The sequence below is a fragment of the Vibrio sp. YT-17 genome (genome assembly GCF_033337375.1).
GTDB lineage: Bacteria > Pseudomonadota > Gammaproteobacteria > Enterobacterales > Vibrionaceae > Vibrio > Vibrio alginolyticus.
This window is the reverse complement of record NZ_JAWOQP010000031.1, coordinates 21,831-48,696: the sequence shown is the minus strand read 5'-3', so window position 1 is coordinate 48,696 and position 26,866 is coordinate 21,831. Positions and strand designations below refer to the sequence as shown.

Sequence of the window (26,866 nt, the reverse complement as noted above, 5' to 3'; positions counted from 1 at the left end):
CAACAGTCTAAGGCTCACCAGGACGAACTCGATAGAGTTGAAGAAGTGCATAGCTCTCAGCTGAGCCAGTTGGCCGAAGAACACAAACAAGAGTTAGCCCAACAATCCAAAGGCTACGAGCAAGATCTGAAACACCAAAGCGAACTAGCGGCTCAAAGAATAACTAGCCTGGAGGTTGATATTTCTGAATTACAAACCGAGCGTAATAAGGCGTTGGAAGCGGTAACTATAGCCAAAGAAGAAGCGGCGAATATTCGTGGACAAATTAAGGGCTTGGAAACTGCTTTAACTTCGCGCAATTGAGTTGTTACTCACTAAAAACAACCTGATAAATATAAGGTTTTGTCATAATATTAAAGCGTCCTTGAGAAATAAGTATCGGTTTGCGTTGGAGCCGATCTCGATTGGTTGCCGAGATCGGTTTTTTTATGGCCGTATGCAGTGCAACCAAATGCAGTATGTAGAAGATAGGAGCGCCGCAAAATGAAACAACGCTTATTGGTTATGAATGGCCAGCGAATAATTCAAACTGATAAAAGTGGCGCATGGGCAAATCAGAAGGTTGAAAAAGCTGGAGCGTTAAAGCCAGGTATTTACAACCTCTACATGGCGAAAGAGGCTGATAAGTCAAAAAGCCATGACGGCATGATAGTCCATGCTGACACCAATAAGGTTTATCAACAAATTGGCAAAAATTTTGTCATGCACTCTAAAGAAAATTTCGATATAGTACCTGAAATTGGGAGTGTAAAAAGTATCAATTATGATGCTTCGGGGAAAGCTGTAGTTACCCAAGCCGCGAAACTTAGTAGAGGTCGCTCCCGATAGTTTTAGCCGCTAAAACTGGAGGTGATTTTTGAATAAGTTCGGTATTGGAGAACGATCCCCTTGGGGGGATTTTCCAAAGGTAATTAGGAATGGAGATTTGGGGGAGTTAAAAAACGAACCTGAATACCAAGCGGCCAAGTCTGGAGACATGCCCGCTGCTCTTGAATTAGCTGATAGGTTGATTACTGATGACACAGTAAAATCTATTAAGGAGTGTATTGGGGACAGCAAGCCCCGCATATTGCCTGTACTGGCTTTAGAGTCGGCAGGTACTAATAAGATACCGTTGGCAATGGCTGAGGTATTGGCAGACCGTTTAGGTTTGGATGTTGAATTGAACATTGTTCAGCGTGACAAGGTTGGTCGCACAGATACGGGCGCAGATCATCGCCTGGCGTTCAATCCGACTTTTTACGGCAATGTCAAAAAGGGTGAAAAATACTTAATTGTAGATGACACTCTAGCAATGGGTGGAACCGTAGCCTCTTTAAAAGGTTATGTGGAGAATCGAGGCGGCCAAGTTGTAGCTGCGTCTGTTATGACCGCTCATGAAGGGGCGCTTAATTTACCTGTTAAGCCTGGAATGTTAGCGGCCATTGAAAGCAAGCATGGTCCAGCTATGAATCAATTTTGGAAGGATACTTTTGGATATGAACTCGACAAACTCACACAAGGTGAAGCCGGACACCTCAAATCAGCCAAGACGGTTGAGCAAATCCGAGATCGAATCGCTAAGGCAAGAAATGGCGTCATCGAGCGCATGGGCCAAAGCGGAGCTGAAACGCCGCAAAGAAGAACGAGCGCAGAACGCTCGGTTTTAGCAGGTAGCAGCCTACTTTCTGAAGCTGAGCAATTGGAATCTGAACAATCTTCAATGCTGGATAGTGCTTCTGTGGAACAAAGCTATCAAGAAATGTTAGCAACGTATGCTCAAGCCAAGCATGATCAGGTTGAACGCATCGAGGACCGTTTAGAAAACTTGATTAGCCAGCAACAAGCCCGCTTGCAACAATCTCAGCTCAACAAGCCTGGTTTTTTGTCCATGCCAGGAACAAAGAAAACTTGGCAAGTAAGTCAGTCTCAACAACAATCGCGCCTACAGACCTTGCAAGTTCGCTTGGAAGCTGTACGAGAAATTAAAGATGGTATGGGGGTTCATTCTCCCCGTATTGACGAGTTAGCCACAAGGAAGATGAGGGCAGCAAACCCTGAACTAGCTGCTGATTGGGATGCAATGAGACAAGCTCAAAGGCATCACCAGGCGCTAGTCAAAAAGCAGGAGCAAGAAAGGAAGCAAAACCAAGAGCGTAGCCGTTCGCATACTCTTGGAATTAATAAACCATACTAACTAGAGAAAAGCCTGGTATCGCCAGGCTTTCTTTTTCTAAAATGAAGCCCATAACGCTAACCCTGCTGCAAATACCGTCATCCCTGCCGCTATTAGGTTCATCCACGATACTTGGCGAGTTTCTTTGTGCAAAATTGCGACTTGTTCTTTTATTGTAGTCTCTACTTCTCTCCTAGCTGCTTCTGCGGCAAGTTTGGCTCCTTCTTGCATCGAAGTAGCCATAGCTTGCTTACTGGCTGTCAGAGCGGCGTTGAGCGTCCTTTCTGCCTTAGTTTTTGCATCTTCTCCCCATCGGTGCGCGATTTCCTCAAGTTCGCTTTTGAATGAGTCCAAGATCGCTTGTTGAGCTTCGGTGCTCTCACGCATCAAGCGATCATTGATAGTCTGCAAAATCAATATAGGGTCATCACGGCCAACGGCTATGCCGTGTTTGGCCGCGATTTCCTTGATGGTTTCTTCAACCTTGTCTGTCATTACAACACCGCCGCATTATCCAACAAACCAAACACTTGAGTTCGAACAATTTTCAATCGCTGGCGCGACATAATTGTCAATTTTTCATCGGCAATGGCTTCGTCAAATGTTCTTCTGTTCTCAAGCATTTCTGAAAAGTCTCGGCCATAGGTTTCATCTTTAAGCTTTGGCAGGTCGATAATGGCTGTAACTCGATCTTTATTATTTGTATATGCTTTCATCTGTTCGAACGATTTTCCTTGGTGTTCGATTGGTCCCCAATATGGATTCAACCACACAACAAAAAGAGCTTCTTTCGGGAACTGGTCTGCCAACTGAGAAAAACCATTAACAGTGTCTAATAAGGATTGGCTACCTGCGATAACAGTATGAACAACAATTTCATGCCCCATTTCGTTTAGTAGGGCAGGTACTTCGTTGGAAATTAGATAATGTGATAGAGGTACGAAAGAACTAGCCCCGTTATCAATGATAACGTCACTCTCGCTAGTCGCGATTAATTCAACTAACGCATCAAAATTTCGAGTATTAATTTCGTCGTCAGTCATAATGTTGAGTCGTTTTACGTTTAGGGCTTTATAACCTTCAAACGTGGAGTTCACAGGGTCAGTATCAATACAAGTAGGGTCCTGGCCCTTGTTTTTTTTGTACTGTGCGATGATAGCTGAGATAACAGATTTTCCTACCCCGCCCTTGCCTTGCAAAATAATGTGTACTTTAGCCATTAGATTAGATCCTCTTTATTCGGCGTTGAATTGAAATTAAAGCCAGTAATTCCTTTTGGCTTGTCCTTACTTTGAATTTGAACATCATCACTATTTTTATCTCGTGACATTGTTGCTGCGTTTTTTTCTGGTCCCTTTGTTGGGGTTTCTTCGGGTATTACTTCTCCAGTTTTTTTAGCGGCTAAAACTGGATTTTTCTTTTTAATGAATCGATGCACATAGGTTCGGAAAGTCTCGTAAGAAGATCTTAAATACTTATTTTCAACTAGATACTCCCAGATCAACTTTAATGAGTAACCAGCGTCCATTGACTCAACTACAAAACTTTTCACAGCTAGAAACTCGACAGTTGCCTCTGATTGCCGTCTTTTTTTCTTTTGCTTTTTCTGAACCCACTGCCCTAAATCATCGGTAGTAAGTTTTGTCATCGTTCCTGCCTATTTTCTGTAAACACCTGCATTTTCCTGTTTTATCGCCTGTAAAGACCAAGGATAAGCCAGTAAACATGCAGGTTTCACCTGCATTATGCCTTCTTTAAAAGTATTTTACGATATATCCATCAATTTACAACGAAAAACATGGAAAAACAGATGAGGTCAACGTACACTTTCCTGGAGTTAACAGCGCCGTAAGGCGGGCAAGATAGGTGAAGTAGGCCCACCAACAAGTTGGCGGTTCCTACTTCACTCGAACCTTATTCGCACCTTCGGGCTCAACGGAATCTTGCTCTGCGAGGCTTCCGGCTACCGCCGGAGAAAGAGGACACAATGACTACGGAAAAAAAAGTAACTAGAAAAAGCAGCCCACCAATCAAGGTGTATTGCTTACCTGCTGAAAAATCGTTAATTGAAGCTCAAGCTGCACGAGCTGGAATGAGTGCAGCTCGATACCTTCGAGAAGTCGGGCAGGGTTATCACATCCAGGGAGTTGTTGATTATGAGCAAGTAAACGAACTGGCAAAAATAAATGGCGACCTTGGCCGATTGGGCGGCTTGCTCAAGCTATGGCTTACAAATGATGTAAGAACTGCTCAATTTGGTGAGTCAACCATTAGAGCTGTTCTAAGCAAAATAGAAGCGACACAAGAAGAAATGGGGGCGGTTATGACAAAGATTGTCATGCCGAGATCTGAAAAGTGATTTTAGCCGCTAAAAAATTCAGGAGGTGACTTTTGATAGCAAAACACGTTCCTATGCGTTCGGCTAAAAAGTCTGACTTTTCTGGATTGGTAAAGTACATCACTGACGAGCAAAGTAAAACCGAGCGTCTTGGATTGGTGAACGTAACCAATTGCCAATCGCAAACTATGTCTGCTGTGATTAGTGAAGTGTTGGCTACACAACATCTTAATACCCGCGCTGAGGGAGATAAAACATATCACCTGATAGTTGGGTTTCCTCCTGGTGAAACTCCGTCAGAAGAAGTTTTGAAGGACATAGAAAAGCGGATTTGCGAAGGTCTAGGCTTTGGTGAGCATCAAAGGGTTAGTGCTGTTCACCATGATACAGACCACATGCACATGCACATTGCTATCAACAAAATTCACCCAACAAAAAAGACTATTCACGAACCCTATAAAGCCTACAAAACCTTATCGGGATTGTGCGACATTTTAGAAAAAGAGCATGGTTTACAAAGAGTCAATCATAAATCGGCGCGAACATTATCCGAAGGTCGCGCTAATGATATGGAGCAACATGCAGGCATTGAAAGCTTGGTTAGTTGGGTTAGGCGTGAGTGTTTAGAGGAAATAAGGGCCGCTGAAAACTGGCAGCAACTTCACCAGGTGTTAAGTGAAAATAGCTTGGAGATTCGCCAGCAAGGCAACGGCTTTGTTATTCAGTCTAATGATGGAACTCAAGTTAAAGCAAGCACTTTAGCTAGGGATTTGTCTAAACCAAAATTGGAAAAGAAGCTAGGAGAGTTTGAACAACTAAACGATTCTGTTTCTTCCAAGGACAAACGCCGTCGATACGAAAAGCGTCCTACGCGCTTCAAAGTCAACACGACTGAGTTATACGCAAGGTATCAAGAAGAACAAAAGCAATTAACCGCTGCTAGAAAGGTTGAATGGTTTAACGCCAAGGGAAGAAAAGATAGTCGCATCGAGGCCGCTAAGCGAAAGAACAGGCTCCGTAGAGCTGCAATAAAGCTAATGGGTGAAGGTCGTCTAAATAAGAAAATACTTTATTCCCAGGCTCATAAATCGTTTAAAGCAGATATACAGGCCATCAATAAGGCCAACAAGTTAGAGCGCCAAGCATTGTACGAAAAGTATAAACGCCGAGCGTGGGCCGATTGGCTCAAACAAGAAGCTTTAAAAGGTAACAAGACCGCTTTAGAAGCTCTGAGAGCGCGAGAAAAAGCTAAAGCACTTAAAGGCGATGTTATTAGCGGTGAGCGGGTAAACGTTGCCCCTGTTAACGTAGAGGGCTTTAACAAGCCTAATGTTGCCCCTATAGGTAAAAATCCTCCGGCCTTTGCTAAAAATCGCCTTCGAAATATGTCTTCACTTGGAGCGGTGCATTTCGACCACAAGCCAGGTCACGCGCCTGTGATGGACAACATTACCAAAAAGGGCACGATTATTTATCGTGCGGGTAAAAGTGCCATTCGTGACGATGGGGACAAACTTCAAATATCAAGAGAGGCAACAAATGAAGCACTCAAAGATGCTTTGTTGTTAGCCAAAGAGCGTTATGGCAGTCGAATTACTGTTAACGGGACCGCTCAATTTAAAGCCCAAGTAATTTTTACCGCTGCCACTTTAAATCTACCAATCACTTTTGCTGATGCGGGCATGGAGCGCCGCAGGCAAGACCTATTGAGTCAGGAGAATGATCATGACCGACGAGAACAAACTACTGGAAGAACTGAACGAAGAACTGGAGCTGAGCGAGGAAGACCTGATCGACCAAGCACTAGCCGCATTGGACGAGGAATTACCGAGCACACCGAGCCAGGAAGAAGGTCAACCGGAGCAAGCGACGACCGAAGCAGCGCAACCGGAGCAGCCAGCACCACAAGTACAAGCAACGCAGTCGATCGAACCAACGCCGGAAATGATCGCCGTAATGTCCTCAACAAGCCCAACGTTACAGGCATTGGAGGAAAACCGCCGTCCATCGCAAAAAACCGTCTGCGAACGCTGTCCTCACTCAGTGTGGTTCGCTTCGCCCGAAGAAGTGAAATGTTACTGTCGGGTGATGTTTCTAGTCAGCTGGAGCACCAACGATCCAAACCAGATAACCAATTGCGATGGGGAGTTTCTGGGGGGGGACGATTAAGTCCTAGTGAAGCGGCTGCAAATAAATATCTTTCGGAACGCGAGTCAAAACGTGCAAAAGGTTTCGATATACCGAAACATTCGCGTTATAATAATCAACCTGGTGCAGTTACTTATGGCGGCATCCGTAATGTGGAGGGGCAGGCTTTGGCCCTCCTGAATAGAGGTGATGAAGTCTTAGTGCTTCCAATTGATAAGGCTACCGCTCAGCGCATGAAGCGTGTGCGAATTGGTGAAGCTGTGACAGTTACCCCTCAAGGTTCGCTCAAGAAATCAAAAGGACGGAGCAGATGAAACCCAAAATAAACAACGCAGTTGGCCCTCAAGTAAGGGCCAAAAAAACAAGGAAAAATCGCACGTTACCCGCTTTGGGGGCAGTGTCGATTGCTGTCGGCTTACAATCAGCGACTCAATATTTTGCACACACTTTTAATTATCAAGACTCTTTAGGCGCGAATATTAATGACCTATACGCACCGTGGGCGATTCTAAATTGGGCTGGCGATTGGTATAGCCATTATCCCAATGAGTTTATGGAAGCGGCCAGCGTTGGAATGGTTGTGACTTCGGTAGGTCTGTTGGGGGTGACTATCACAAAGGTAGTTACTAATAACAGTTCAAAAGCAAATGAATATTTGCATGGCTCGGCTCGTTGGGCTGGTAAAAAGGATATTCAAGCAGCTGGTTTGTTGCCTCGCAACCGCAATTTGTTGGAGGTGGTAACAGGCAAAGAGGCTCCTAGTGCTATGGGGGTCTATGTTGGTGGTTGGGAAGATGAAGAAGGAAATTTTTATTATCTTCGCCACAATGGACCAGAGCACATTTTGACATACGCGCCAACACGTTCAGGTAAAGGTGTCGGGCTTGTTGTGCCTACTTTGCTTTCTTGGGCGCAAAGTGCAGTCATAACAGACCTTAAAGGGGAACTTTGGGCTTTGACTTCTGGTTGGCGTCAGCAATACGCAAACAATAAAGTATTGCGCTTTGAACCTGCATCAAATTATGGCGGTATCCATTGGAACCCGCTTGATGAAATACGCATCGGCACAGAATACGAAGTAGGAGACGTTCAAAACTTAGCAACGTTAATAGTAGACCCCGATGGTAAAGGCATGGAATCACACTGGCAAAAAACCGCCTTTGCACTTTTGGTTGGTGTAATTCTACATGCTCTATACAAAGCTAAAAACGAAGGGACACCCGCGACCCTTCCTGCTGTTGATGCAATGCTTGCCGACCCTGAACGCGACACAGGCGAACTTTGGATGGAAATGGCTACCTATGGTCATGTTGACGGTCAAAACCACCCTGCGGTTGGTTCTGCTGCGCGTGACATGATGGATAGACCAGAAGAAGAAGGCGGTTCTGTTCTATCGACCGCAAAATCATATCTAGCTCTTTACCGTGATCCTGTTGTTGCTCGAAACGTGAGTGAGTCTGAGTTCAAGATTAAAGATCTGATGAACCATGATAACCCTGTCAGCCTTTACATTGTCACACAACCAAATGATAAAGCTCGTTTACGCCCGTTAGTTCGAATCTTGGTAAACATGATTATTCGTCTACTGGCCGATGAAATGACTTTTGAAAAAGGCAGACCTGTCGCCCATTACAAACATCGATTGCTGGCGATGTTGGACGAGTTCCCAAGTTTAGGGAAGCTAGAAATATTGCAGGAATCACTAGCTTTCGTCGCTGGCTATGGAATCAAGTGCTACTTGATTTGCCAGGACTTAAATCAGCTTAAAAGCCGTGAAACTGGCTATGGCCCTGATGAAACAATCACATCAAACTGTCACGTTCAGAACGCATACCCGCCGAACCGAATTGAAACGGCTGAACACCTTTCTCGATTAACGGGCCAAACAACGGTAGTTAAAGAACAGATTACAACGAGTGGTCGCCGTACTTCTGCGCTATTAGGGCAGGTATCTCGAACCATTCAAGAAGTACAAAGACCGTTGTTAACGCCAGATGAATGTTTGCGTATGCCTGGGCCAGTTAAAAACGATAAAGGTGAGATTGAAACTGCTGGCGATATGGTTGTGTATGTCGCTGGTTATCCTGCTGTTTATGGGAAACAACCGCTTTATTTCAAAGATCCTATTTTCCTCGCTCGTGCTCAAATTGAAGCGCCAAAAGTATGCGACAAGCTACGAGTTGTCGAGAAAGCAGAGGAAGCCATTCAAATATGATGAAACGAATTTATGCAGGTGTTGCGATTTTTGGCGCGTCTCTCATGGCGCTTGGTGCAATCTGTTATGTCACTGGTGCTCGAATCAATACAACTAAAAGCATTCCTGTTGGCCTGTATTGGACAACTGACGCACCAATAGAAAAAGGGGCTTATGTTCTTTTTTGCCCGCCTGAAATTGGTGTGTTTGCTACAGCCAAAGAACGCGGTTACATCGGCGCGGGTTTTTGCCCTGGTGGTTATGGCTACATGATGAAACGCATTTTAGCGGCTAAAGGCGACACCGTAGAAATTACTGATAAGGGTGTTGTAGTTGAAGGGGATTTGCTGGAGCACAGTAAATTAATAACAACGGACCCAGCAGGGAGAGAGCTTCCTCGATACCAAGCAACACAGTACACGCTTGGTAGCTCTGAATTATTGTTGATGTCAGACGTTAGCGGTACTTCGTTTGATGCTCGTTATTTTGGTCCAGTTAATCGTTCCCAAGTGAAAACGGTTATTCGTCCAGTATTCATTTGGTAAGGAATATATATGAGATTATTTATTGCAGAAAAACCGTCAGTAGCTAAAGCAATTGCGGCTGAGTTAGGTGTGACAGGGAGGGGTGACGGCTTTATCGAGTGTGGAAAAGATAGAGTTACCTGGTGTTTCGGTCACATGTTAGAACAAGCTGGGCCAGATGAATATACTCCTGATGACGTACCTACGAATGACAAAGGCCGAAAATTATGGCGTGTTGAAGAACTCCCAATTATTCCTCAACAATGGATTTTAAGACCTAAAGACGACGCCAAGAAACAGGTGAAAACCATTGGCAAGCTGATCAAATCTGCCTCTCAGATTGTGAACGCTGGGGACCCTGATCGTGAAGGGCAATTGCTCGTAGATGAATTGCTAGTCCACTTCAATAGCACACAGCCAGTTCTTCGCTATTGGGCCAATGCTGTTGACTCGGTATCTGTTAAACGTGCATTAGCCAACATGAAAGATAACCGCGAATTTCATGGCTTTGCTCATGCAGCGGAAGGACGAGGTAAAGCGGATTGGTTGATAGGTATGAATCTATCCAGGGCGTATACCTTGAGAGCACAAAGGGGCGGCTCAAGAGCGTTACTAACTGTAGGGCGTGTGCAAACACCGACTCTTGCTCTAGTCGTGAATAGAGACCGTGAAATCGAGTCATTCAAATCCATCCCATTCCATACTATTCGCGCTGAAATTAAACATGAATCCGGCAGTTTTTGGGCGGGTTGGAAAGCAAAAGAAGATCAAGAGGGGCTTGACGAAGAAGGCCGTCTAATCGACACACAGATTGCAGACAAGCTAGTTGAGTCATTGAGCGGTAAGTCTGGAACAATCACAGACTACATTCAAGAAGCTAAGAAGCAGTCTCACCCGCTTACTTTTAGCTTGTCTGATATGACAGCCTTAGCATCAAGAAAGTTTGGATACAGTGCTCAGGATGTGCTTGATACGTGTCAGTCATTGTACGAAACACACAAGTTAACTACGTATCCAAGATCAGATTGTGCTTATTTACCAGAGTCTCAGTTTGCTGATGCGCCCGCTGTACTAGCGGCAGTGAAAGCCGTAAACCCTCATTTATCTTCAATCGTAGACCGAGCGGATACGGGAATTAAATCCCGCACTTGGAATGATAAGAAAGTATCAGCTCACCACGGCATCATTCCAACGATGCACAAAGGCGATTTGAACAAACTCAACGATAAAGAACGAAATATCTATGACCTGGTTGTAAGGGCTTACCTAGCGCAGTTCTATCCAGTACACGAGTTTTTAAGTACCACTGTTATTGTTGACGTACAAGGTGAAACGTTTGGTGCTAAAGGGAAAGTTGTCACCTTTAGCGGCTGGCATGATGTGTATTTGGACGACTCTGAGGAAGATGAAAACGATCAAGATGGTGATGACCAATCATTACCAAAAATGAAAAAAGGCGATGTTATTGATTGTGGTCAATCAGTCAGACGAGACGCCAAGACAAAACCCCCTGCAAGGTTTACAGAAGGTACGTTAATCACAGCAATGGTAAATGTCCACCGATTCGTAACGGACCCTCAACATAAAAAAATGCTACGTGAAGGTGATGGAATTGGAACGGAAGCGACTCGCGCTTCCATCATTGCAGAACTGAAACGCCGTAACTACTTAGAAACCCAAGGTAAGCGAATTGTTAGTACCACTTTAGGCCGAAGCATGATTGATGCTTTACCAGAAGTGGTAAAAAGTCCGGTTCTAACTGCTTTGTACGAACGTATGTTGCAAAGTGTGGAATCCGGCAAAACAGAACTGAATGCCTTTATTACCAAACAAGAGGCGTTTATCAAGGACCAAGTTGCAAAAGCCAATGATGGTGCAGTAGCTATCGCTGGAGGTAAAGAAGCGGCTGTAATCTCTGATGTATTTAAGTGTATGTCATGTGGTGCTGGCTTGTCGCGCCGCCCATTACCAAGAAAGAAAGGTCACTTTTGGTGGGGTTGTTCAAACTTCCCTACTTGCAAGCAAACCTACCCTGACATTAAAGGCCGACCTAATTACAGCAAAGGTCGCAACAATACCGACAAGGAGTAAACCAATGACAAATACAACCAATCAAGTAGCCGCTGACGCAGCTCTACAAGAAAAATTAGAAGATGCAATGACACCTGGCTATCAAGTGGAGTTTGACCCACTTGAAGCAGAAAAAGCAGGTGCATTTGTTGAAGATGCTTTATCAGAAATGGACGCCGAGGAAAGTACAGCTGATTTACTTGATCTCTTTGCTCCAGAGGACAATCAGGAGGGTTAACCTATGGCCGAAAAGAAACCACCATTTCACGAAACGGTTGCTCAAAATCTAATTGAGCAACTAAAAGCTGGCACTGCACCTTGGCAAAAACCTTGGGACCCTGGCGCACCAGGTTTTATGCCAACAAACCCACTCACAGGGAATCGTTATAAAGGTATTAACGCGATTCACTTAATGGCTCAGGGCCGAAGTGATAACCGCTGGATGACCTACAAGCAGGCTAAGGAACTCGGTGCTCAAGTTCGTGGTAAAGAAAAAGGGACAGGGGTTCAGTATTGGAAGTTTACAGAAGAACGGACCAAGCTCGATGCTAACGGGAAACCTGTCACCGATGATAAAGGAAAGCCAGTAAAAGAAACTATCCAGTTAGAACGCCCGCGAGTGTTTTTTGCCACGGTGTTTAATGGAGAGCAGATAGACGGATTACCTCCTTTAGAGCGTAAAGAGCAAACTTGGGATGCTTCTGAACGAGCAGAAAACATACTTCAAGCGTCTGGTGCTGATATTCGACACGGCGGCGATAGGGCGTATTACAGTCCGTCTAGTGACCATATTCAATTACCCGATAAAGGACAATTCTCGACATCAGACGGCTATTTTTCGACTGCTCTGCACGAGCTCGGTCATTGGACGGGGCATTCGTCTCGACTCGATAGAGACTTAAATAACCCTTTCGGGTCAGAGGCTTATGCTCGCGAAGAATTAAAGGCTGAGATCAATAGTATGATTTTGGGGGATGAACTAGGTATCGGCCATGACCCTGAACAACATGCAGCGTATGTCGGCTCTTGGGTTAAAGTCCTTCAAGATGACCCCTTAGAAATATTCCGCGCTTCTGCCGAGGCTGAAAAAATGGCGAACTACGTTCTGGCATTTGAACAAAAGCTAGTCCAGGAGCAAGACCAGACCCAATCTCAGAAGCAGGAGGCTGCACCGGAGCAAACACATGAGGCCGGAATGCAATTACCCATCAACAACCAACGTCAACAAGCGTTATTGAAAGAGGCGGTCGAAGCCGAGATAGGAGTTCCTGTCTTCGGGGTGCGTGACTCTGTGCCTGTGGACTGGACAGGCGAAGCTCGTGTTCATCCGGTAGTTATGGAAGGGTCTTATGAAGCAGGCGACTTAGAAGATCGAGAGTTACGCCCAGGTGAAACACCTACTCACTGGCGTGTAGAGGCAAAAGATTCTCAAGGGCAGTGGCATTGGTTTGCTAATCCTCTTGATGAGCAGGAAGGTCGTGAGATTGCCAAGCAACTCAATGACATTGGTAATAGGTTTAATGGTCAGGCCCAGCCGCAGAAACAGGAGGCCACACCGGAACAAGCACAGGAGGCCGGAATGCAATTACCCACCAACAACCAACAGATGCGCGATCAGTTGCTTTCCACGCTATCACAAGATGATTCCCAGGCACTCAGCCAGGTTGCTAACGAACGTCGCCGCCTGGTTGCCGGAGAAACGGACGTCCAGGCATTTGAAGAAACAGCGCGACAGGCGCTCGGCTTTGACTTACCAGCAGACTGGAACGGAGCTATTCAGGTTCAAGGTAACGTAATCATAGAGGATGGTGGGGAGCAGTTCGTAGAACCCGCGCAAGCGGTTGGTCGTGAACCCGAATTTTGGGGGGTTTATGCCCAACATGAAAACGGAATGCACCAATGGGTAGCTGATCTTAATACCCAAGAGCAAGCGGAAGAACTTGCTACGTTGCTTGGTGTTGTTGATGCTCTATCAGAACCTAATGAACATGAACAAACGGCTAAGTTTGCTCGTGTAAACGAAATGCGAGTTCGTTTAAACCCTAACAGCTCTGATGACGATATTTTAGCTGCTAAAGAAACGCGCAAATCAGCAGAAATGGCAGCAATGCTTAATGATGATGATTTACAGCGCCGAATCGCTGAATTTGAGCAGCAGGAGCAACAACCACAACAGCAACCAACCTCTGTACCGACTCAAGTTAAAGAAGAAAAAACGTTTATTAACGTCCCGTATAAAGAAAAGAACGAAGCTAAAGGGCTTGGTGCTAAATGGGATGGTGATCAACGTTCTTGGTATGTTCCTCCTGGCGTGGATATTAATCAATTTTCAAAATGGACAGCGGCGGGAAGCGGCAGCAAAGAAACGGTTCAATCCAGTTCACAACCACAACCTAAAAAAGACGAGCAATCCCGCCAATATCTAGCGGTTCCTTATGGTGAAAGAGCTGCCGCAAAATCGGCAGGGGCAGCCTGGGACAAGACTGCTAAGTCTTGGTATGTGGGGCCTAATGGCGATATGGAACGCTTGAATCGTTGGCTACCAAGTAAGGTTCAGAACCAACAAGATCCCGCTATGACGCCAAAAGAGGAATTTGGAGAAGCTTTACGCTCTTTAGGTTGTGAAGTGGATGGTGAGCATCCAATTATGGATGGTAAAAAACACCGCATTCGCACCACAGGCGACAAAAAAGGGGTTAGTCATAGTGCGGGGTCGGGTTTCTATGTCGGTCATCTTGACGGCCACCCAGCAGGTTATATCAGGAATAACCGAACGGGCATTGATATGAAATGGAAATCAAAAGGCTATGCGTTATCGCCAGAGGAAAAGGCGAAGTTGCAAGCAGAGGCCGCAGAAAAATTAGCGACTAGGGCGAAAGAGCAAGAACGCTTGCAAAATGCCACGGCGAATAGAGTCAGTCGTCAAGCTGCTACCCTCGTTCCTGCAACAGAGAAAACCCCTTACCAGGAACGCAAAAATATTCAATCTCTTCCTGGCGTTCTAACTGATTCCGAAGGAAAGAAAACCTATATCCCATTAAATGACGTAAACGGCAAGCAATGGACCATGCAATACATTCAAGAGGACGGTACAAAGCGATTTGCTAAAGACTCCAAGAAAGAGGGGTGTTTTCATATCGTTGGCGGGGATATGAAGTCTTTAGAGTCTGTTCCGGCCATTGTTTTACATGAAGGCTATGCTACCGCTGCGACGAATACCGAAGCGTTGGGTTTCCCAACGGTGGCAACGTTTGACGCAGGTAATTTGCCAGTAGTTGCTAAAGCCTTAAAGGAAGTTTTCCCCGATAAGCCAATGGTTATTTTTGGCGATGATGATCGTCACCAAGAGTTAATGACTGGTGTTAACCCTGGTAAAGAGAAAGCGAGGGAGGCTGCAAAAGCGGTAGGTGGTACAGCTGCGTTCCCTATCTTTGCTCCTGGTGAAGCTGAGTATCCGGCTGACTTGCCAAAAGTCACCCCCCAAATGTATCGAGAGCATTGCAATGCTAAAAGGGCATTGGAAAACGCGCCCGAAGATAAGCAGGCAGAAATTAAAAAGTCTCTGCTTAGTGATGAGCAGGTATCAGCAATTGACAACTTGTATCGTCACACTGACTACAACGACTTGGCTAACAATAGTCGTTTGGGTAAAGAAGGGGTTGAACGCCAGGTGAGGGCCACGGTTAGTAAGGCAATTCAGGAACATGATCGCAAGCGTGAAAATAAGCAAGTCCTTCAACAAGAAGAAGTTCAAAAGCAAAAGCGGGCTGCCCGCATCAACTAAGGAGAAAGTAAATGAGTTTTGAAATAAAAATCCCTGGCAGAGATAAATCTTATGATCGAGCTGTAAAGAAAGATGGTGAATGGATTGGGTTGTTTTCTGGAGAGAAGTTATCGGACATTCAGAAGAAGCACCCAAAAGCAGAGGTGGTTCCTAAATCTATGAAAAAAAGCCGAAGTCGATAACGTTTAGTTAGATTCAAATTAAAGGGTTCCAGGTCGGAACCCCTTTTTTGTGACACATGGTGCATATGTTATGATAAGCATGTAGGTAAGCAAGAAATTTCAAACGCTTAGGGGGAAGTATGGATAAAAATCATATTACGCAATCACTAACTGAACTTGCGAACGAAATTCAATCGACAATACCACACGCGAAACGTCTTAGTTATCTAGGTGTTAGTGCTGATATGTCTCTCGAAGTAGCTCAAGAGCTGCTAAAAGCCGTGAAATTCTATCAAGAACCTCGTTTTTTCGGCTGGCCTATCTCGCTTGTGGAGCTGTATCTCAGCGAAGAAGAACAGATCCCCGAACAAGTATTTAGAGCTTACCAAGAGCACATTAACTCTCTTGTTCAAGGTGACGAAACTAACGAATCATTTTTTGGGTATTCGGAAAAGAGTGTGTAGCGTGACAAGTATCACATAGTCATAACTAATCAAAAGCATCGCTTGATTTGTCCCGAATCGGGACATATAATTAAATCAAAGGTTAGGCAATGGCGCTGAAACCTAACATCAAACGAAAGGAAAAAAACATGAAAGCATACGTTTATAATGTTGAGACAATGGAAGTTGTAGTGGTCATCTCAGGCGAAACCAATGAGCAATGTGAAGCCAAAGCAAATGACATGGGTTATATGGGTGTAGATGAGTACGGTTTAACATACAGTCCTGCCTTTGGCTCTGTAGATGGCCTTGTTGAAACAGAATATACTGAAGAAGTTGAGGCTTAATGACTTCATCAAATCGCACAGACCAGCTCAATGAGCTGGTCAAAAAAGCAGGAAGTATCCGTAAAGCTGAGCAATTAATCTTAGATTTAAAAGGTGTTGCTCCATCAAAATCTGCAATAGATAGGGCGCTAAAAGGCTCTGGTACTGATTATTCAGTGCAATGTATGATTGATGATCTTACTAAGGCACTGAGCCATTAGCTTAGCTAATGGCTATACACACTCTTTTCCGAACACCCCATTTTTTATTGATGAAGCTTACGACCCAAACAAGAAATAAAAGAAAGCAGGTAGCGAAGCACTACATGTAGTGTTGGTTCTCAGCTGCCGGTATACCACATATAGGATTGATTATGTTTTTTGTGAATATAGGAATTATTGTTGGTTTTCTCATTCAGGTTGGATTGTATGTGAATGATAGGTGTTCACAACCTTATTTCGCATCGGGGTTTTGTTTATGTGTCGGTGCAATAGGTTCTATGGCGTTTGGTTACTCTATGGTTTGGGGTGCGATTCAGTTAGTCGGTTTGTTTATTGGCGTATGGCAAGTAACTGTTTGGTTCAGAAGGAAGCAAAAAGCATGAGTATGAAAACTAAAACCCCGATACGTTTTGTTTCAGAAGGCAAGACAGCAATTAAAGTCACAGTTCCGACACCAGAAGGTTCTCGCCGTTTTCGCTCGGTAGGCTTTAAAAAAATTGGAAGAGAGAAAGCTATAGAACTTGCCGTCAAAGAAAGGGATCGTATTGGTAAAGAGGAATGGGGGAAGTTCTGGCCTCGCGTATTGTCTGATCAGGACTTGCTATCTCGATTACCACGCAACCTAGAACCTACATTGCGCATTGCACCTGATAAGAAAAGCCCTGTGTACGAATACGTTGCTAACTGGATGAAATATAAGGATGGAAAACGAGTAAAAGCAGGTTGCCGATACAGTTGTCGAGAGCATGGCAAGCTAGGGGCTTACACAAAAGCGAAGCAAGCATTACTTAATGCTTATCATAGTGACTTAGCGTTGTTGTCATTTATGGGGAGAGCGCCAAATGTAACGCTTCAATAAAGGGCTGGCAGTGGCCCTTTATTGTTTATCCCTGGCTATTTGGCAGTTATTGAGCTGATTGCATACTGCTTTGTTTCGCCAGGCATTCCGTGTTCTTGAATAGAAATTTCGTGCCCTTCCTTTTCTCCAACAACCGTAAGAACGGCTTCGTAGTTGCCAAGTGAAAAGTGTTTACCACTAAAAAACTCTAACCCGTCCATTTCACTCACATTGCGCTTAATGTCTGTTACTACTAACTCTGGATACAAACATGTTGCAGCTGTTGGGTTGACTTTCCACATAAACAAAATGTCTCGCATCGACTGTTCTGAAAAAGGTTCTATCCTGGCGTTAAAATCAATGTCTTTGCATTTGTCCAGGTTACTAGCATTTGCATTAAAAGCGGTTGTTAACGCCAAGGTGATAATAGTTATGGTGAGTCGTTTTGAGTTCATTAAAAATCCTCTAGTCTAGTGATTGTAGAATCGCTGCCAGTACAGCTTGCTTTTCACCCGCTGGCAGTGATTTAAAATTGTTAGCCCATCGTGTAGCTTTCCTTTTAATGCGCTGTCTATCTGTATAGTTTGCGCCTGCGAACGTATGGTAGTGAATTTCTCCAGGCTTGAAGTTACACCAGACGGTTTCTGTCCTCACTCCGCCGCGAGTCATTGACTGAAAATCTATCGACCACCAATTATTTAGGTGTTCGTCGTATAGAGCACTGCGATAGCCAGAAAGAAGAACATAGCAAGGTAATTTACAAAGTATGTTCAGTAGTTCTATATGGTCCTCATTAGTGAGTTCATAATCATATTTAGCTGAGCTGGTACGCGTTTCTGGAAGGTAGGGGGGATCTGCGTAGACAACCGTTCTGCCACTGGATTCGAAATCGTGAGTTCGTAAATAGTCAAAAGCATTACCATGAATCAAGCTTGCTGCAGCATAGTCAAATTCATCTATACATTTTTTGTTTAAGTCTATTCCAATGTTCTGTTGAGCGGGCGCTTTCCTTTTCATCACGGCCCCTGTGCCAAGAAATGCTTCGATATAGGTATCGTGTGGCGGCATTAGATTGATAATCGCTTGATACGTACCGCTTCCACTTTTTGCCCCTAAATAACTCACTTCCTTGCCTCCTGCCCTCTTATAATATGGCCAATATAGTCATATCTATCTATGACGGCCACAGCTGCCATAGTCATTCCTGTCTATACTCGATAAACAGTTAATTTTCTAAGTTTTTCAATTCTTGTTTTAGTGATAGCCCGTAATCAGCTATAGAGCGTACCAGGTCAACGGTTGTTAATGTGTCTGCAACTGCGCTATGTGCTTCACCTCTCCACTCTATACGAGAGTATAAAACGGCGTCACTCAACGAAATAGAACCGTGTCTATTGGTGGGACCAAAAGCGTATGCTGCCAGCTGCATTGCACAATGTGTTTTTAACGCTTTTATCCATTCAGTTGGCTCACCATGTGCTTGAGCTGTTTGTCTCAAAAGCCGAACATCAAAATTATCATTAAAAATAATCAAAGGACGATCAGTGAGGATGGATTGAACGTTCGCTGAAATGTCAGTCCATGTTGGTGACTGTTCCAAATCTTGCTTTGTTATTCCGTGTATATGTATCGCTTCTTGTTCGATCTCGATGGTAGGCTTTATGCGGCTTTCAAATAATATTTTGCCGTGAGAATTGGCAATTGCCAGCTCAATGATTTGGGCGTTAGACCCAAGACCTGTACTTTCTGAATCAAGAAATAACGGTTCACATTCCAGCCATGAAACCGCTCTATTAGAGGCTTTAGCGTGTTTGCTCTTGAGTTTTGTTTTGATAGCCAGCACTGCCCTAGCCTGTTTTTGTTTGGAGGTGGCTGGCTTGCTCACCTTTGATCTCATTGGTACACAATCAGCAATTTTATAAACTGCAAACTTCCCACCATAATCATTTTTATAAAAGGCCACAGGTTCGGCTTCTTCTTTAGGCTTCATTCTAAATTCCTCTCGGAGTCGAGTCTTTGAAAAGCATTTGTCTTTGGCGATAGCCTCTGCCCTAGCCTGCTCTAACTCTTTCACTGCGTTATTCATGCTTTAACCCTGTAGTTGAATTTTACGCCAGGAAGGGATTCCTAATTCTTTACGGCGGCTGCTTATACGATAGGTGGTAACGTCAAAGTCCTTAGCAATTTTGTGATCCGGTTTGCTACCTAATACTGGATCTACTGACTCCCAAAGTTCTTTAAGTTCAGCTTGATTTAGCTTGTCATGCGGCTTTCGTTTCTCACCATTTTTTTTGGGTAACTCAATTTTTAACTTTCTTCGTCTAGCTCTAACAATGTGTACTTCAACATTCCATAGTTTAGCGAGAGCTATATCTGTTTGAGTACCAAGCTTACTATCTCGCTCCTCCCAAAAAGTTTTTCTATCTACGGGTTGTTCGTTGTCCACTAAGCCCCTCCTTGCTTTTCCTTTTAGCGGCTAAAAAACGGCCTTTCCTGTTTACGTTGGTGAAATGGCTATTTTGAATTGGTCAAATTAAAGTGGTCAATTAGCATTGCTTCTTGCTTATTTTGACCTATTCGTTTAAATTGGTCAAATAGAGTATACTTAAAATATACATGATTGTTTTTACGCCAAGAGTAAATGCTATCAATTTTTGAGTGGAGCGTTAGCCCTAAAGTCTTATTACACATTGGAAATAATGAAGAAATAAATTAAAAAAAGTAGACACCGCCACAGTGGGGCGGTATAATTGTTTACGAAAGGTCGGGAATGTTCCATGACCTATAAATGGAGAAACGCAATGTTTACACCAGAAGAACAAAGTATCATTGACCAGGCTAACGCTATCTTTGCTAAAAAAATCAAAACTTGTGACGCTTTTACCAGTCCTGAGCTGGTTAAAGGTTTTTGTCAAACTCGCCTTGCTACATCTGAGCGTGAAATTTTCTTGTTGCTAATACTCGATAATCAGCACCGCTTGATTGAAGCTGTCGAGCTTTTTCAAGGAACGATTGATAGTGCCTCTGTATATCCGCGTGAGGTTGTAAAGTCCGTTCTCAAGCACAACGGAGCGGCTTGCATCTTGGCGCACAATCATCCCTCTGGCGTTGCAACTCCATCTAGTTCTGATCGTCGCATTACTCGAAGAATAAAAGACGCTTTGGCGTTGGTTGATGTTCGCACTTTGGATCATGTGGTGGTTAGCGTTGAGGAAACTTATTCTTTCGCTGAGCATGGGATAATTTAATTACTACTGCGCGGCACAATGTGCCGCGCTAAGGCTTTTAATATGAGTGAAAATAAAACGCTATACAGCAATCTCGAATCGCAAATGACGCTAGATGATTTGATGAACTCTCAATGTACCTTGCCTTTGAGTGACCCTAATTATCTTTCACCAACACCAGAACAAATAAAGTGGCTGCGGGTTTATCTCGGATTGTCTCAAGCAAAACTTGGCTATTTTCTTGGTAAGACGGTAAGCGCCAAAGGTTGCTCCATTGTTCGCAAGTGGGAAACTGCAAGCGATAAAAAAGAACACCGCGAGATTGATGCTAATGCATGGCGCAGGATGCTATACGCTGCGGAACTAGCAAGTCCGACTGATGACATTAAGAAAGTTCGTTAAGAGAGGGAATTATGATTAAGCCTAAATTTGAATACACCGTGAATTGTGTGAAAAATGGTCCTATAGGTCGAGTGGTTTTATTAAACCCTGTAGGGGTTGGTGAAGTGATCAAGAAAGGAAGTGAATCTTATCGTGTCCTTGATATTTGGCATGGTGAAACTGGCTCTAGTGCCTTTGTTAAGGTCATAGACCAAGAGACAGAATAAGGAGTATTTATGAGCTGGATTTTACTCATTTTAGGCGGGTTATGTTTTGTTCTATCGCTTGCTTTTGCTAGACGAAAACAAAAGTTAGTTATAGGGGTGGGATTGGGCTTCATTATTTTCGGCGTGATTATTACTGTTATTCCTGATGAACCTACCCCTAAAGAACCGACCCCTATAAAGGCGTTCGATTTTTCTGAAATACGATTAAGTAATCCAGGGTGTGCTTTGAAAGGGCCAGACGGCGAAGCTGTTACTTTGCGTGAACAAAACGGAAAGGTGTTAATTCCAAAAGGGAGCACCATTACCGGGGAGTGCTTCATTGTCAATAAGCCAAACTTCCCTACCCCTGAGTGTAGAGACGGCCATTATCGAGTAACAGATCATAGTGGGGCTTTGCCTGTATCTATTCCTGTTTATGCTGGCAGTAGTAGTGTTGAATGTGGTGATGGTAAGTTTTTTGTCGATGGTGTTGAAGTTAGTGAAAAGGAGTTGGCCGTATATGCTCAAGCAGCAATGCTATTGCATCGAGAAGTGCGAGAGAAAAGCTTTCTAGCTCCAAGCGGGATTCCCGTTATAGACCCCGCAACTTTAATTGATGATATTTGCCGCCGCGTATTGGCCGGAAAGCAGTTACCGCCAGAACTAGATCAGTTAATAGCAGCGTGTGAGGAAAAATTATGAATAAGTTTAGAATTTCAATTTTGGTGATTTCGGCTTTAATTTTAACTGTATTTTTCTTTCTAGGTAAAATTGACGCAATTGTTATAGTTTCGGTTTGTTCAGGCGCAGTTTTGATTTTGAGTATTGTGGATGGATTAACTGAATCCTCCAGGTCCACAAAAAGCAAGCGAAATAAGTAGGGTGTTTTATGAAAACTAAATTTAACGGGTTTGTTATCGAACTTGTGTTGGAATCACCACAAACACCAATGCAACTTATGGCTGATAGTATTTGTGGGTTGACGATTGAGTTACCAGAAACAGGAGCTTTCCACTACTACCCAATTGAAGAAGGTATGAATACTTTACTTTTCAAAATGGATAGAACGACTTCGGTCCCGCCAGAAATAAGCCTGCTAGTTACGGATGAAGATATAAGAAAGCTAAAAGAAATTTCTGTGTTACCTGTGATTGGTTTTTGATGATGAAAATTACTTTAAACGATGACGTTGAATGGACTGATGAAATGGATTCTCTTCTTGGCACTAAACCTAGTGCCGAGCTTGCAGAAGAACTTGGTTTGTGGAAGATCCATGTTGAACAACGAATAAAAGAACTTGGTGTTTCACCATACAGAAACCCTCCGATCCAATGGACGAAAGAAATGGACGCTCTACTTGGTTCTGATACTGATCCAAACGTTGCGGAAAAACTTGGCCTTACCCACCCTAACGCCGTTAGTCATATAGGAAAGCGTAGGAGGGATTTAGGTATTGAAGCGTTTCGAAATCCTTCTGTTGTGCGTCCTTGGACGCCAGAAGAAGATGCGATTCTTGGTACTAAGCCTAATTATGTTGTTGCCGAAGAACTTGGCCGAAACGCATATCAAGTTTCAAAAAGAATGCAAGAGCTGAATATTCCTAAGCTAAGTCAAATTGATCCAGAAGTTGAAAAAAGGCGTCAAGCTGAGAACGCAGAGCAGGATAGATTGAACGCCATTGCTCATAAGAGGTTTATGAGTGAGGGGCTTGCTTTTTGGTCATTGATGTGGCGCGGATATTCTATTACTAAAGCCACCGAAGAGTTGGGAGTTCCGAGATCGAGAGCAAATAAATTGTTTCATGGTTTTAGGAGGTTAGTAAGACACCCCAAGCGGCTTGGTAGGGATATTATGAAGGATGAACCGCTTCATTTGATTGAAGAGATTAGGCGTCGAACGGAATATGAAATAAATCACAATGATTCTTCTATATGGACAGTTTGGAGTGAGTCTTGGCCTGAAATACATGAAGATAAATAAAATGACACAGAATGCTCGTATTTACTTGCGTGTAAGTAGTGATTCACAAGACCTGCAACGCCAGGAGAGGATTATTCAGGATGCTAGGACTGCTGGTTACTATGTAGCTGGAGTGTATCGAGAGAAAGCGTCAGGGGCGCGAGTAGATCGCCCCGAACTGCTGCGTATGATTGAGGACTTGCAGCCTGGGGATGTGGTGATTGCAGAGAAGATAGATCGTATTAGTCGCCTACCTTTGCCGGAAGCTGAAAAATTGATTGACTCGATACGCGCTAAAGGCGCAATGCTTTCTGTCCCTGGAGTTCTAGACCTTTCAGAGCTGGTATCAGACGCAACTGGTGTGGCTAGAGTTGTATTAGAGTCAGTCCAAGAGCTTTTGCTAAAACTGGCTTTGCAAATGGCTAGAGATGATTACGAAGACCGTAGAGAGAAGCAGAAACAAGGTATTGAACTTGCCAAGAAAAAAGGTAAGTACAAGGGAAGAAAAGCTAACCTTAAACAGCATGAACTTATCATTAGATTGCGCCCAAACCATACCATTGAGGATACCGCTCGACTTGTAGGCTGTAGCCAGAGCCAGGTTAAACGAATATGGGGAGAGCACAAAAAACAACTTGAAGATAACAATAAAGGGTAAAAGTGGTATTGCAGCTATTGTAAGCTGCAAAATTGACTTTCGCAGGGAATACCATCCCCATCGCCGTCCAGTTTTGTATCTGGGCAGTTAGCCAAATAAAACTTAGCTTCGGCGCAGGATATCATTTGACTACAGTAAGTTTTACCTGTGCAACTAAATCCCATTTTATCATAGTTAGGTTGTTCATTGGCTGGGTAATGGATAGTTCCATTTGTGGGTGTTGTTAAAAAGTAGATAGCGGAAGCAACCAATAAGATAAAAAAGGAAGTGATGACCCAAGGGACATTGCTTTTAATTGGTTTTATTCCGAGAATTTTTACATTTAAGGCGCTTGGTTTATTGTTGGTACTATCTAATATGAATACAACCTCGTCACCTAGTTTTGGGCGTCTATATCCCTTTTTAAAATTAGATATGTGGACAAAAATATCTCCTTTAAAATTAGATGAACTGATGAATCCAAATCCTTTTTCATCAAACCATTTAGTAACATTGCCTTTCATATAATTTACTTCTATTAATGAATGTTAGTGTTTATTAGCTTATTAGTTTCTAACTCAGGGTGTTCTTTAGCAAACTGTTGAATGTAGCTCAAACCTTGGTGATGTTCTTCGCCACATTTCAAACATATCATTGATTGTGTATCTGTATTGAACACCGAATTTCGGTGTTCACACTTCTTTTTATCGGCCACTAATCCTGCTCCTACTTCGATTGATTTGATGATCTAGCTGAACTCAAATTATTTTTTGGCTTGGTGGGGCCAATGCCAATGACTTCTTTCCAAGGACCCCCAAAACCAATAAATAGGTAAGCAACCGCATTCCCTAGCATTGCCGCTGTTAAGTAAATCCAGATTAGAGCCTCACCGAATTTCTTTGATAGGCTATCCATAGGAAATTGCGTTATTACTAAGTTTTCACAATTTACGGTTTTAGGAATTTCTTCAATGATTTGAATTTCTAGTCGTTCGTCAGCGCAAGATTCAAGATTAATAAACCCTTCTGGAGCGGGGCCTAACGATACAACTTGTCTAATGTTTTCAAAAAAAGAATATGAAAATCCGTCGAGCCCTCCTGTCATTACCATACTTGCCAGAAGGAATGTAAATAAAACGGTAGCAGGTCTGACTATAAAGACTGACAAAGCCAAATTTAACATTCTAAAAATAAACATACTGCCCCTCCTTTTTAGCTTGCTTTGTTGGTGTTATAACCAGGCTTAGAGACGTAAATTGAGCAACCTGGATATGCAGTCGAAATTGCAGTGATAACCCCTTTTAGGTTGATTGTGTCACCCTTATTGAGTTTGTTAGTATCGATGCCTTCACTGCTAACCAAATAGCTGATTTCATCGTTTTTAGTAACGGTAAATGTTTTAGAAAAAGCGTTGTAGGTTGTAAAGTTACTCGCTATCACTCCTTGGACTACAATGCCCTTCCCTACATAAGCTTTTTCTGCTCTGAGTTCATTCTTGCTGGCCTCCTGGCATATTCTTCCCGCAGTGTCTGTCACCATTACAGGTTCTGGGGTCAATCCATCGTTCATTGATGCCATTGATTCATTAAAATCATTGATGCTTTTTTCTAGACCTGCACAGCCTGATAGTAGAGCGATAGACAGTGAAGTGATTGCAAGTTTTTTCATGGTAAATCCTTTTTTGTTTTGATTGGGATGTTTGAAATCATTCGATTTCAAACATCATAATTAATATGAAACCATTTGATGTGATCGCCAGGTCAATAAAATTACATTCGCATACTGCGTTTTTGTGGCTGGTTTTGGTTGAGCTTTTTGTGTTGAGCGATTTCTTTTTCAGCTTCTCGAACTTTAGCCGCTAAAGCTGGGTGTTTTTCACTTTCATTAAGCTTTTTAATGATCGCTTCGGCACGTTCTGTGTTGGGTTTGTCGCCATCAAGTTTTTTTGATGCGTCTTTGGCCATCCAGCCAGGAATTACTCCTTTTTGATTGCTAACAATTGATAACAGTTCTTTTGTTTCCTTTAAAGCAGACATAGTAAACACCTCTTAGTTTTAGTAGGTAGGGACATAGATCATTTCTATATCAACGCGCTGGTTTATTCGCCTTCCTTCTGGCGTCCAGTTTTCTGTTAAATAGTCATCAGCTGAAACGTAGTTGATCATGATTTTCAACGGCGATACACCTTGAGCTACTAGATAATTCCGAGCTGAAACAGCTCTTGCAAGGGCTAGGTTTTCGTCTCGTTTACTTGGTTTGTTAGTGCTTGTTCTACCGTTGATAGTGATCATTGAGGCATCGAGCGCCGTTTCTAGCATTACCTCTGCAACAGGGCCAGGACGAAACCTGGTGCTGCTTTCCCCGAACGATACAGATACCGTTCTCGATACCACATCACGAGTGGCGTTATCGCTATAGTTGTAATCGTTTATTTCAGCGATAGCAGGAACCGTGAAAGCTAAACAACTGAGAGTAATAAAAGTGCAAATTGATTTGCGCATAACTCGATACTCCAAAATCAAAAAAATAAATAACCGGCATTACTCATTGGGATTCTTATAAGCCAGAGTGCGCCGAGGTGTAATGGATAGAAAGCGTAAAAAGCCCAACGAAGGCGGGGAACTTTAAGATCAAACATTGTGGAACTAACCAGGATAGGTAATGCGGCCAGCGCCCACATATTGCCATTGATAAAACCAAGGGAAGAACATGCTAGGAGTGCTATCCCAGCTGTATAAATCGAAGGCTGTTTTGAATAAGACCATACAGCCAATCCGAATAGCATTGCGGGCCACCAAAATTCGACAGAGGTTCCAGCATTTATGAATACTAAAAAGGCAAAGATGAACTGCTTTTTCTCGATAAAGTATGCAGTGGCCGTAATCGCTAAAAGTGTGAACAGAATGTTTAGCGGCCACCAACCCCCGTAAACAGTCCCTAACGCCATGAAAGGAACGGAGGCAATAATCCCGAAGGTAGCGAGACGTTTCATTGTTCGGCCATAAACACCGCGCTCAAGTTGCCCTGGTCTAGCAAGGTTATACGCCAAGACAAAAACAAATATTGGCATTGCAAGTCGGCCCGCTTCAAATAGATAAGGTAAAGTGCTATTGAAGAGGTATTTATTAACATGATCGCCAGCCATTAAAATGAGGCCGAGTAATTTTAAACCTTCAATTGTGCCGTTCGAAATAACTAACTTAGGCATGGTTAAAACTGGTTTTTGGTGAGTTGTAGAAGTATTCATTACCTTGC

35 protein-coding genes are annotated in these 26,866 nt (G+C 43.5%); 22 read left to right on the top strand and 13 right to left on the bottom strand.

Going from position 1 to position 26,866, the window contains the following annotated elements; all coding sequences use genetic code 11:
- The 3 genes from R7F67_RS21670 to R7F67_RS21660 form a co-directional block, all read left to right on the top strand.
- The coding region (locus tag R7F67_RS21670) for a hypothetical protein (RefSeq protein WP_318057369.1) at positions 1-303 on the top strand (303 nt) is incomplete at its 5' end.
- A gap of 180 nt (positions 304-483) precedes the next feature.
- A complete protein-coding gene (gene kfrB / locus R7F67_RS21665; RefSeq protein WP_140110025.1) occupies positions 484-828 on the top strand; it encodes an IncP plasmid survival protein KfrB in 345 nt (114 codons plus the stop codon).
- 28 nt (positions 829-856) lie between these two features.
- A complete protein-coding gene (locus R7F67_RS21660) occupies positions 857-2,176 on the top strand; it encodes a phosphoribosyltransferase (protein WP_140110026.1) in 1,320 nt (439 codons plus the stop codon).
- Positions 2,177-2,212: 36 nt separating this feature from the next.
- On the opposite strand, the gene R7F67_RS21655 is transcribed toward R7F67_RS21660, so the two are convergent.
- The 3 genes from R7F67_RS21655 to R7F67_RS21645 are packed head-to-tail and all read right to left on the bottom strand — an operon-like array spanning position 2,213 to position 3,803.
- Entirely contained in the window at positions 2,213-2,650 is a 438-nt protein-coding gene (locus R7F67_RS21655; protein WP_140110027.1) for a conjugal transfer protein TraM, read from the bottom strand.
- A complete protein-coding gene (locus R7F67_RS21650) occupies positions 2,650-3,375 on the bottom strand; it encodes a conjugal transfer protein TraL (RefSeq protein ID WP_140110028.1) in 726 nt (241 codons plus the stop codon). The genes R7F67_RS21655 and R7F67_RS21650 overlap by 1 nt, the downstream gene beginning before the upstream one ends.
- Positions 3,375-3,803 carry a TraK family protein gene (locus R7F67_RS21645; RefSeq protein WP_318057368.1) on the bottom strand — a complete coding sequence of 143 codons (429 nt, stop codon included), beginning with the start codon at positions 3,801-3,803 and terminating at the stop codon, positions 3,375-3,377. The genes R7F67_RS21650 and R7F67_RS21645 overlap by 1 nt, the downstream gene beginning before the upstream one ends.
- Before the next feature lie 339 nt (positions 3,804-4,142).
- On the opposite strand from R7F67_RS21645, the gene traJ reads away from it, so the two are divergent.
- The 12 genes from traJ to R7F67_RS21585 all read left to right on the top strand — a co-directional run bounded on the left by traJ (position 4,143) and on the right by R7F67_RS21585 (position 17,223).
- Positions 4,143-4,514, top strand: a complete 372-nt coding sequence (gene traJ, locus R7F67_RS21640) for a conjugal transfer transcriptional regulator TraJ (protein WP_318057367.1) — start codon at positions 4,143-4,145, stop codon at positions 4,512-4,514.
- Positions 4,515-4,546: 32 nt separating this feature from the next.
- A complete protein-coding gene (gene traI / locus R7F67_RS21635) occupies positions 4,547-6,955 on the top strand; it encodes a TraI/MobA(P) family conjugative relaxase (protein ID WP_318057366.1) in 2,409 nt (802 codons plus the stop codon).
- Complete coding sequence (locus R7F67_RS21630) at positions 6,952-8,856, top strand: type IV secretory system conjugative DNA transfer family protein (RefSeq protein WP_140110032.1); 1,905 nt, start codon at positions 6,952-6,954, stop codon at positions 8,854-8,856. The genes traI and R7F67_RS21630 overlap by 4 nt, the downstream gene beginning before the upstream one ends.
- On the top strand, positions 8,853-9,380 hold the full coding sequence (gene traF, locus R7F67_RS21625; RefSeq protein ID WP_318057365.1) for a conjugative transfer signal peptidase TraF: 528 nt from the start codon (positions 8,853-8,855) through the stop codon (positions 9,378-9,380). Before R7F67_RS21630 ends, traF begins: the two co-directional genes overlap by 4 nt.
- A gap of 9 nt (positions 9,381-9,389) precedes the next feature.
- Positions 9,390-11,450 carry a DNA topoisomerase III gene (locus tag R7F67_RS21620; RefSeq protein ID WP_140110034.1) on the top strand — a complete coding sequence of 687 codons (2,061 nt, stop codon included), beginning with the start codon at positions 9,390-9,392 and terminating at the stop codon, positions 11,448-11,450.
- 4 nt (positions 11,451-11,454) lie between these two features.
- Positions 11,455-11,667, top strand: coding sequence for a conjugal transfer protein TraD (locus R7F67_RS21615; RefSeq protein ID WP_140110035.1), 213 nt, complete (start codon positions 11,455-11,457; stop codon positions 11,665-11,667).
- Positions 11,668-11,670: 3 nt separating this feature from the next.
- Positions 11,671-15,213, top strand: coding sequence for a zincin-like metallopeptidase domain-containing protein (locus R7F67_RS21610; RefSeq protein ID WP_318057364.1), 3,543 nt, complete (start codon positions 11,671-11,673; stop codon positions 15,211-15,213).
- An 11-nt stretch (positions 15,214-15,224) separates the two neighbouring features.
- On the top strand, positions 15,225-15,395 hold the full coding sequence (locus tag R7F67_RS21605; RefSeq protein ID WP_180765114.1) for a hypothetical protein: 171 nt from the start codon (positions 15,225-15,227) through the stop codon (positions 15,393-15,395).
- Between the two features lie 119 nt (positions 15,396-15,514).
- Positions 15,515-15,838, top strand: a complete 324-nt coding sequence (locus R7F67_RS21600; RefSeq protein ID WP_318057363.1) for a hypothetical protein — start codon at positions 15,515-15,517, stop codon at positions 15,836-15,838.
- An 89-nt stretch (positions 15,839-15,927) separates the two neighbouring features.
- A complete protein-coding gene (locus R7F67_RS21595) occupies positions 15,928-16,164 on the top strand; it encodes a hypothetical protein (RefSeq protein ID WP_318057362.1) in 237 nt (78 codons plus the stop codon).
- Positions 16,164-16,364: a hypothetical protein gene (locus R7F67_RS21590; RefSeq protein ID WP_318057361.1), complete on the top strand. Its 201-nt coding sequence runs from the start codon at positions 16,164-16,166 to the stop codon at positions 16,362-16,364. Before R7F67_RS21595 ends, R7F67_RS21590 begins: the two co-directional genes overlap by 1 nt.
- 379 nt (positions 16,365-16,743) lie before the next feature.
- Entirely contained in the window at positions 16,744-17,223 is a 480-nt protein-coding gene (locus R7F67_RS21585) for a Fe3+-citrate ABC transporter substrate-binding protein (protein ID WP_318057360.1), read from the top strand.
- Between the two features lie 35 nt (positions 17,224-17,258).
- Here R7F67_RS21585 and R7F67_RS21580 read toward each other — a convergent pair whose 3' ends face one another.
- The 4 genes from R7F67_RS21580 to R7F67_RS21565 form a co-directional block, all read right to left on the bottom strand.
- Entirely contained in the window at positions 17,259-17,657 is a 399-nt protein-coding gene (locus tag R7F67_RS21580; protein WP_318057359.1) for a hypothetical protein, read from the bottom strand.
- A gap of 10 nt (positions 17,658-17,667) precedes the next feature.
- Positions 17,668-18,327, bottom strand: a complete 660-nt coding sequence (locus tag R7F67_RS21575; RefSeq protein ID WP_318057358.1) for a DNA adenine methylase — start codon at positions 18,325-18,327, stop codon at positions 17,668-17,670.
- A gap of 100 nt (positions 18,328-18,427) precedes the next feature.
- Complete coding sequence (locus tag R7F67_RS21570) at positions 18,428-19,288, bottom strand: 3'-5' exonuclease (protein ID WP_318057357.1); 861 nt, start codon at positions 19,286-19,288, stop codon at positions 18,428-18,430.
- 3 nt (positions 19,289-19,291) lie between these two features.
- Positions 19,292-19,648: a hypothetical protein gene (locus R7F67_RS21565; RefSeq protein ID WP_140110043.1), complete on the bottom strand. Its 357-nt coding sequence runs from the start codon at positions 19,646-19,648 to the stop codon at positions 19,292-19,294.
- Positions 19,649-20,003: 355 nt separating this feature from the next.
- Between R7F67_RS21565 and radC the strand changes: the two genes are divergently transcribed.
- The 7 genes from radC to R7F67_RS21530 all read left to right on the top strand — a co-directional run bounded on the left by radC (position 20,004) and on the right by R7F67_RS21530 (position 23,633).
- On the top strand, positions 20,004-20,450 hold the full coding sequence (gene radC, locus R7F67_RS21560; RefSeq protein WP_318057356.1) for a RadC family protein: 447 nt from the start codon (positions 20,004-20,006) through the stop codon (positions 20,448-20,450).
- 42 nt (positions 20,451-20,492) lie between these two features.
- Positions 20,493-20,831, top strand: coding sequence for a helix-turn-helix domain-containing protein (locus R7F67_RS21555; RefSeq protein WP_203343778.1), 339 nt, complete (start codon positions 20,493-20,495; stop codon positions 20,829-20,831).
- Positions 20,832-20,842: 11 nt separating this feature from the next.
- Complete coding sequence (locus tag R7F67_RS21550) at positions 20,843-21,037, top strand: hypothetical protein (protein ID WP_318057355.1); 195 nt, start codon at positions 20,843-20,845, stop codon at positions 21,035-21,037.
- Between the two features lie 9 nt (positions 21,038-21,046).
- On the top strand, positions 21,047-21,718 hold the full coding sequence (locus R7F67_RS21545; RefSeq protein WP_318057354.1) for a hypothetical protein: 672 nt from the start codon (positions 21,047-21,049) through the stop codon (positions 21,716-21,718).
- A gap of 187 nt (positions 21,719-21,905) precedes the next feature.
- On the top strand, positions 21,906-22,178 hold the full coding sequence (locus R7F67_RS21540; RefSeq protein WP_318057353.1) for a hypothetical protein: 273 nt from the start codon (positions 21,906-21,908) through the stop codon (positions 22,176-22,178).
- Positions 22,178-22,996, top strand: a complete 819-nt coding sequence (locus R7F67_RS21535; RefSeq protein ID WP_318057352.1) for a hypothetical protein — start codon at positions 22,178-22,180, stop codon at positions 22,994-22,996. The genes R7F67_RS21540 and R7F67_RS21535 overlap by 1 nt, the downstream gene beginning before the upstream one ends.
- A 1-nt stretch (position 22,997) precedes the next feature.
- Positions 22,998-23,633 carry a recombinase family protein gene (locus tag R7F67_RS21530; RefSeq protein WP_318057351.1) on the top strand — a complete coding sequence of 212 codons (636 nt, stop codon included), beginning with the start codon at positions 22,998-23,000 and terminating at the stop codon, positions 23,631-23,633.
- 14 nt (positions 23,634-23,647) lie between these two features.
- On the opposite strand, the gene R7F67_RS21525 is transcribed toward R7F67_RS21530, so the two are convergent.
- From R7F67_RS21525 to R7F67_RS21500, 6 genes are all read right to left on the bottom strand, one after another.
- Positions 23,648-24,136, bottom strand: a complete 489-nt coding sequence (locus R7F67_RS21525) for a cold shock domain-containing protein (RefSeq protein ID WP_318057350.1) — start codon at positions 24,134-24,136, stop codon at positions 23,648-23,650.
- Between the two features lie 202 nt (positions 24,137-24,338).
- Complete coding sequence (locus R7F67_RS21520) at positions 24,339-24,809, bottom strand: hypothetical protein (RefSeq protein WP_318057349.1); 471 nt, start codon at positions 24,807-24,809, stop codon at positions 24,339-24,341.
- Between the two features lie 14 nt (positions 24,810-24,823).
- On the bottom strand, positions 24,824-25,279 hold the full coding sequence (locus R7F67_RS21515) for an OB-fold protein (protein ID WP_318057348.1): 456 nt from the start codon (positions 25,277-25,279) through the stop codon (positions 24,824-24,826).
- Between the two features lie 101 nt (positions 25,280-25,380).
- Positions 25,381-25,647, bottom strand: coding sequence for a hypothetical protein (locus R7F67_RS21510; RefSeq protein WP_318057347.1), 267 nt, complete (start codon positions 25,645-25,647; stop codon positions 25,381-25,383).
- Positions 25,648-25,665: 18 nt separating this feature from the next.
- Positions 25,666-26,112 carry an OmpA family protein gene (locus R7F67_RS21505; RefSeq protein WP_318057346.1) on the bottom strand — a complete coding sequence of 149 codons (447 nt, stop codon included), beginning with the start codon at positions 26,110-26,112 and terminating at the stop codon, positions 25,666-25,668.
- A gap of 17 nt (positions 26,113-26,129) precedes the next feature.
- Positions 26,130-26,858, bottom strand: coding sequence for a TraX family protein (locus R7F67_RS21500; protein ID WP_257878276.1), 729 nt, complete (start codon positions 26,856-26,858; stop codon positions 26,130-26,132).
- Between the last annotated feature and the right edge of the window lie 8 nt (positions 26,859-26,866).

Excerpts from the sequence above, each read along its gene's own strand:
- R7F67_RS21595 (WP_318057362.1), top strand. The coding sequence starts at position 15,928 with ATGGCGCTGAAACCTAACATCAAACGAAAGGAAAAAAACATGAAAGCA.
- R7F67_RS21515 (WP_318057348.1), bottom strand. The coding sequence starts at position 25,279 with ATGAAAAAACTTGCAATCACTTCACTGTCTATCGCTCTACTATCAGGC.
- R7F67_RS21590 (WP_318057361.1), top strand. The coding sequence starts at position 16,164 with ATGACTTCATCAAATCGCACAGACCAGCTCAATGAGCTGGTCAAAAAA.
- R7F67_RS21650 (WP_140110028.1), bottom strand. The coding sequence starts at position 3,375 with ATGGCTAAAGTACACATTATTTTGCAAGGCAAGGGCGGGGTAGGAAAA.
- R7F67_RS21505 (WP_318057346.1), bottom strand. The coding sequence starts at position 26,112 with ATGCGCAAATCAATTTGCACTTTTATTACTCTCAGTTGTTTAGCTTTC.
- R7F67_RS21655 (WP_140110027.1), bottom strand. The coding sequence starts at position 2,650 with ATGACAGACAAGGTTGAAGAAACCATCAAGGAAATCGCGGCCAAACAC.
- R7F67_RS21620 (WP_140110034.1), top strand. The coding sequence starts at position 9,390 with ATGAGATTATTTATTGCAGAAAAACCGTCAGTAGCTAAAGCAATTGCG.
- R7F67_RS21580 (WP_318057359.1), bottom strand. The coding sequence starts at position 17,657 with ATGAACTCAAAACGACTCACCATAACTATTATCACCTTGGCGTTAACA.
- radC (WP_318057356.1), top strand. The coding sequence starts at position 20,004 with ATGTTTACACCAGAAGAACAAAGTATCATTGACCAGGCTAACGCTATC.
- R7F67_RS21540 (WP_318057353.1), top strand. The coding sequence starts at position 21,906 with ATGAAAACTAAATTTAACGGGTTTGTTATCGAACTTGTGTTGGAATCA.
- R7F67_RS21630 (WP_140110032.1), top strand. The coding sequence starts at position 6,952 with ATGAAACCCAAAATAAACAACGCAGTTGGCCCTCAAGTAAGGGCCAAA.
- R7F67_RS21585 (WP_318057360.1), top strand. The coding sequence starts at position 16,744 with ATGAGTATGAAAACTAAAACCCCGATACGTTTTGTTTCAGAAGGCAAG.
- traJ (WP_318057367.1), top strand. The coding sequence starts at position 4,143 with ATGACTACGGAAAAAAAAGTAACTAGAAAAAGCAGCCCACCAATCAAG.
- R7F67_RS21520 (WP_318057349.1), bottom strand. The coding sequence starts at position 24,809 with ATGTTTATTTTTAGAATGTTAAATTTGGCTTTGTCAGTCTTTATAGTC.
- R7F67_RS21510 (WP_318057347.1), bottom strand. The coding sequence starts at position 25,647 with ATGTCTGCTTTAAAGGAAACAAAAGAACTGTTATCAATTGTTAGCAAT.
- R7F67_RS21530 (WP_318057351.1), top strand. The coding sequence starts at position 22,998 with ATGACACAGAATGCTCGTATTTACTTGCGTGTAAGTAGTGATTCACAA.
- R7F67_RS21615 (WP_140110035.1), top strand. The coding sequence starts at position 11,455 with ATGACAAATACAACCAATCAAGTAGCCGCTGACGCAGCTCTACAAGAA.
- R7F67_RS21550 (WP_318057355.1), top strand. The coding sequence starts at position 20,843 with ATGATTAAGCCTAAATTTGAATACACCGTGAATTGTGTGAAAAATGGT.
- R7F67_RS21645 (WP_318057368.1), bottom strand. The coding sequence starts at position 3,803 with ATGACAAAACTTACTACCGATGATTTAGGGCAGTGGGTTCAGAAAAAG.
- traF (WP_318057365.1), top strand. The coding sequence starts at position 8,853 with ATGATGAAACGAATTTATGCAGGTGTTGCGATTTTTGGCGCGTCTCTC.
- R7F67_RS21555 (WP_203343778.1), top strand. The coding sequence starts at position 20,493 with ATGAGTGAAAATAAAACGCTATACAGCAATCTCGAATCGCAAATGACG.
- R7F67_RS21600 (WP_318057363.1), top strand. The coding sequence starts at position 15,515 with ATGGATAAAAATCATATTACGCAATCACTAACTGAACTTGCGAACGAA.
- R7F67_RS21605 (WP_180765114.1), top strand. The coding sequence starts at position 15,225 with ATGAGTTTTGAAATAAAAATCCCTGGCAGAGATAAATCTTATGATCGA.
- R7F67_RS21525 (WP_318057350.1), bottom strand. The coding sequence starts at position 24,136 with ATGAAAGGCAATGTTACTAAATGGTTTGATGAAAAAGGATTTGGATTC.
- kfrB (WP_140110025.1), top strand. The coding sequence starts at position 484 with ATGAAACAACGCTTATTGGTTATGAATGGCCAGCGAATAATTCAAACT.
- R7F67_RS21545 (WP_318057354.1), top strand. The coding sequence starts at position 21,047 with ATGAGCTGGATTTTACTCATTTTAGGCGGGTTATGTTTTGTTCTATCG.
- R7F67_RS21570 (WP_318057357.1), bottom strand. The coding sequence starts at position 19,288 with ATGAATAACGCAGTGAAAGAGTTAGAGCAGGCTAGGGCAGAGGCTATC.
- R7F67_RS21535 (WP_318057352.1), top strand. The coding sequence starts at position 22,178 with ATGATGAAAATTACTTTAAACGATGACGTTGAATGGACTGATGAAATG.
- R7F67_RS21610 (WP_318057364.1), top strand. The coding sequence starts at position 11,671 with ATGGCCGAAAAGAAACCACCATTTCACGAAACGGTTGCTCAAAATCTA.
- R7F67_RS21500 (WP_257878276.1), bottom strand. The coding sequence starts at position 26,858 with ATGAATACTTCTACAACTCACCAAAAACCAGTTTTAACCATGCCTAAG.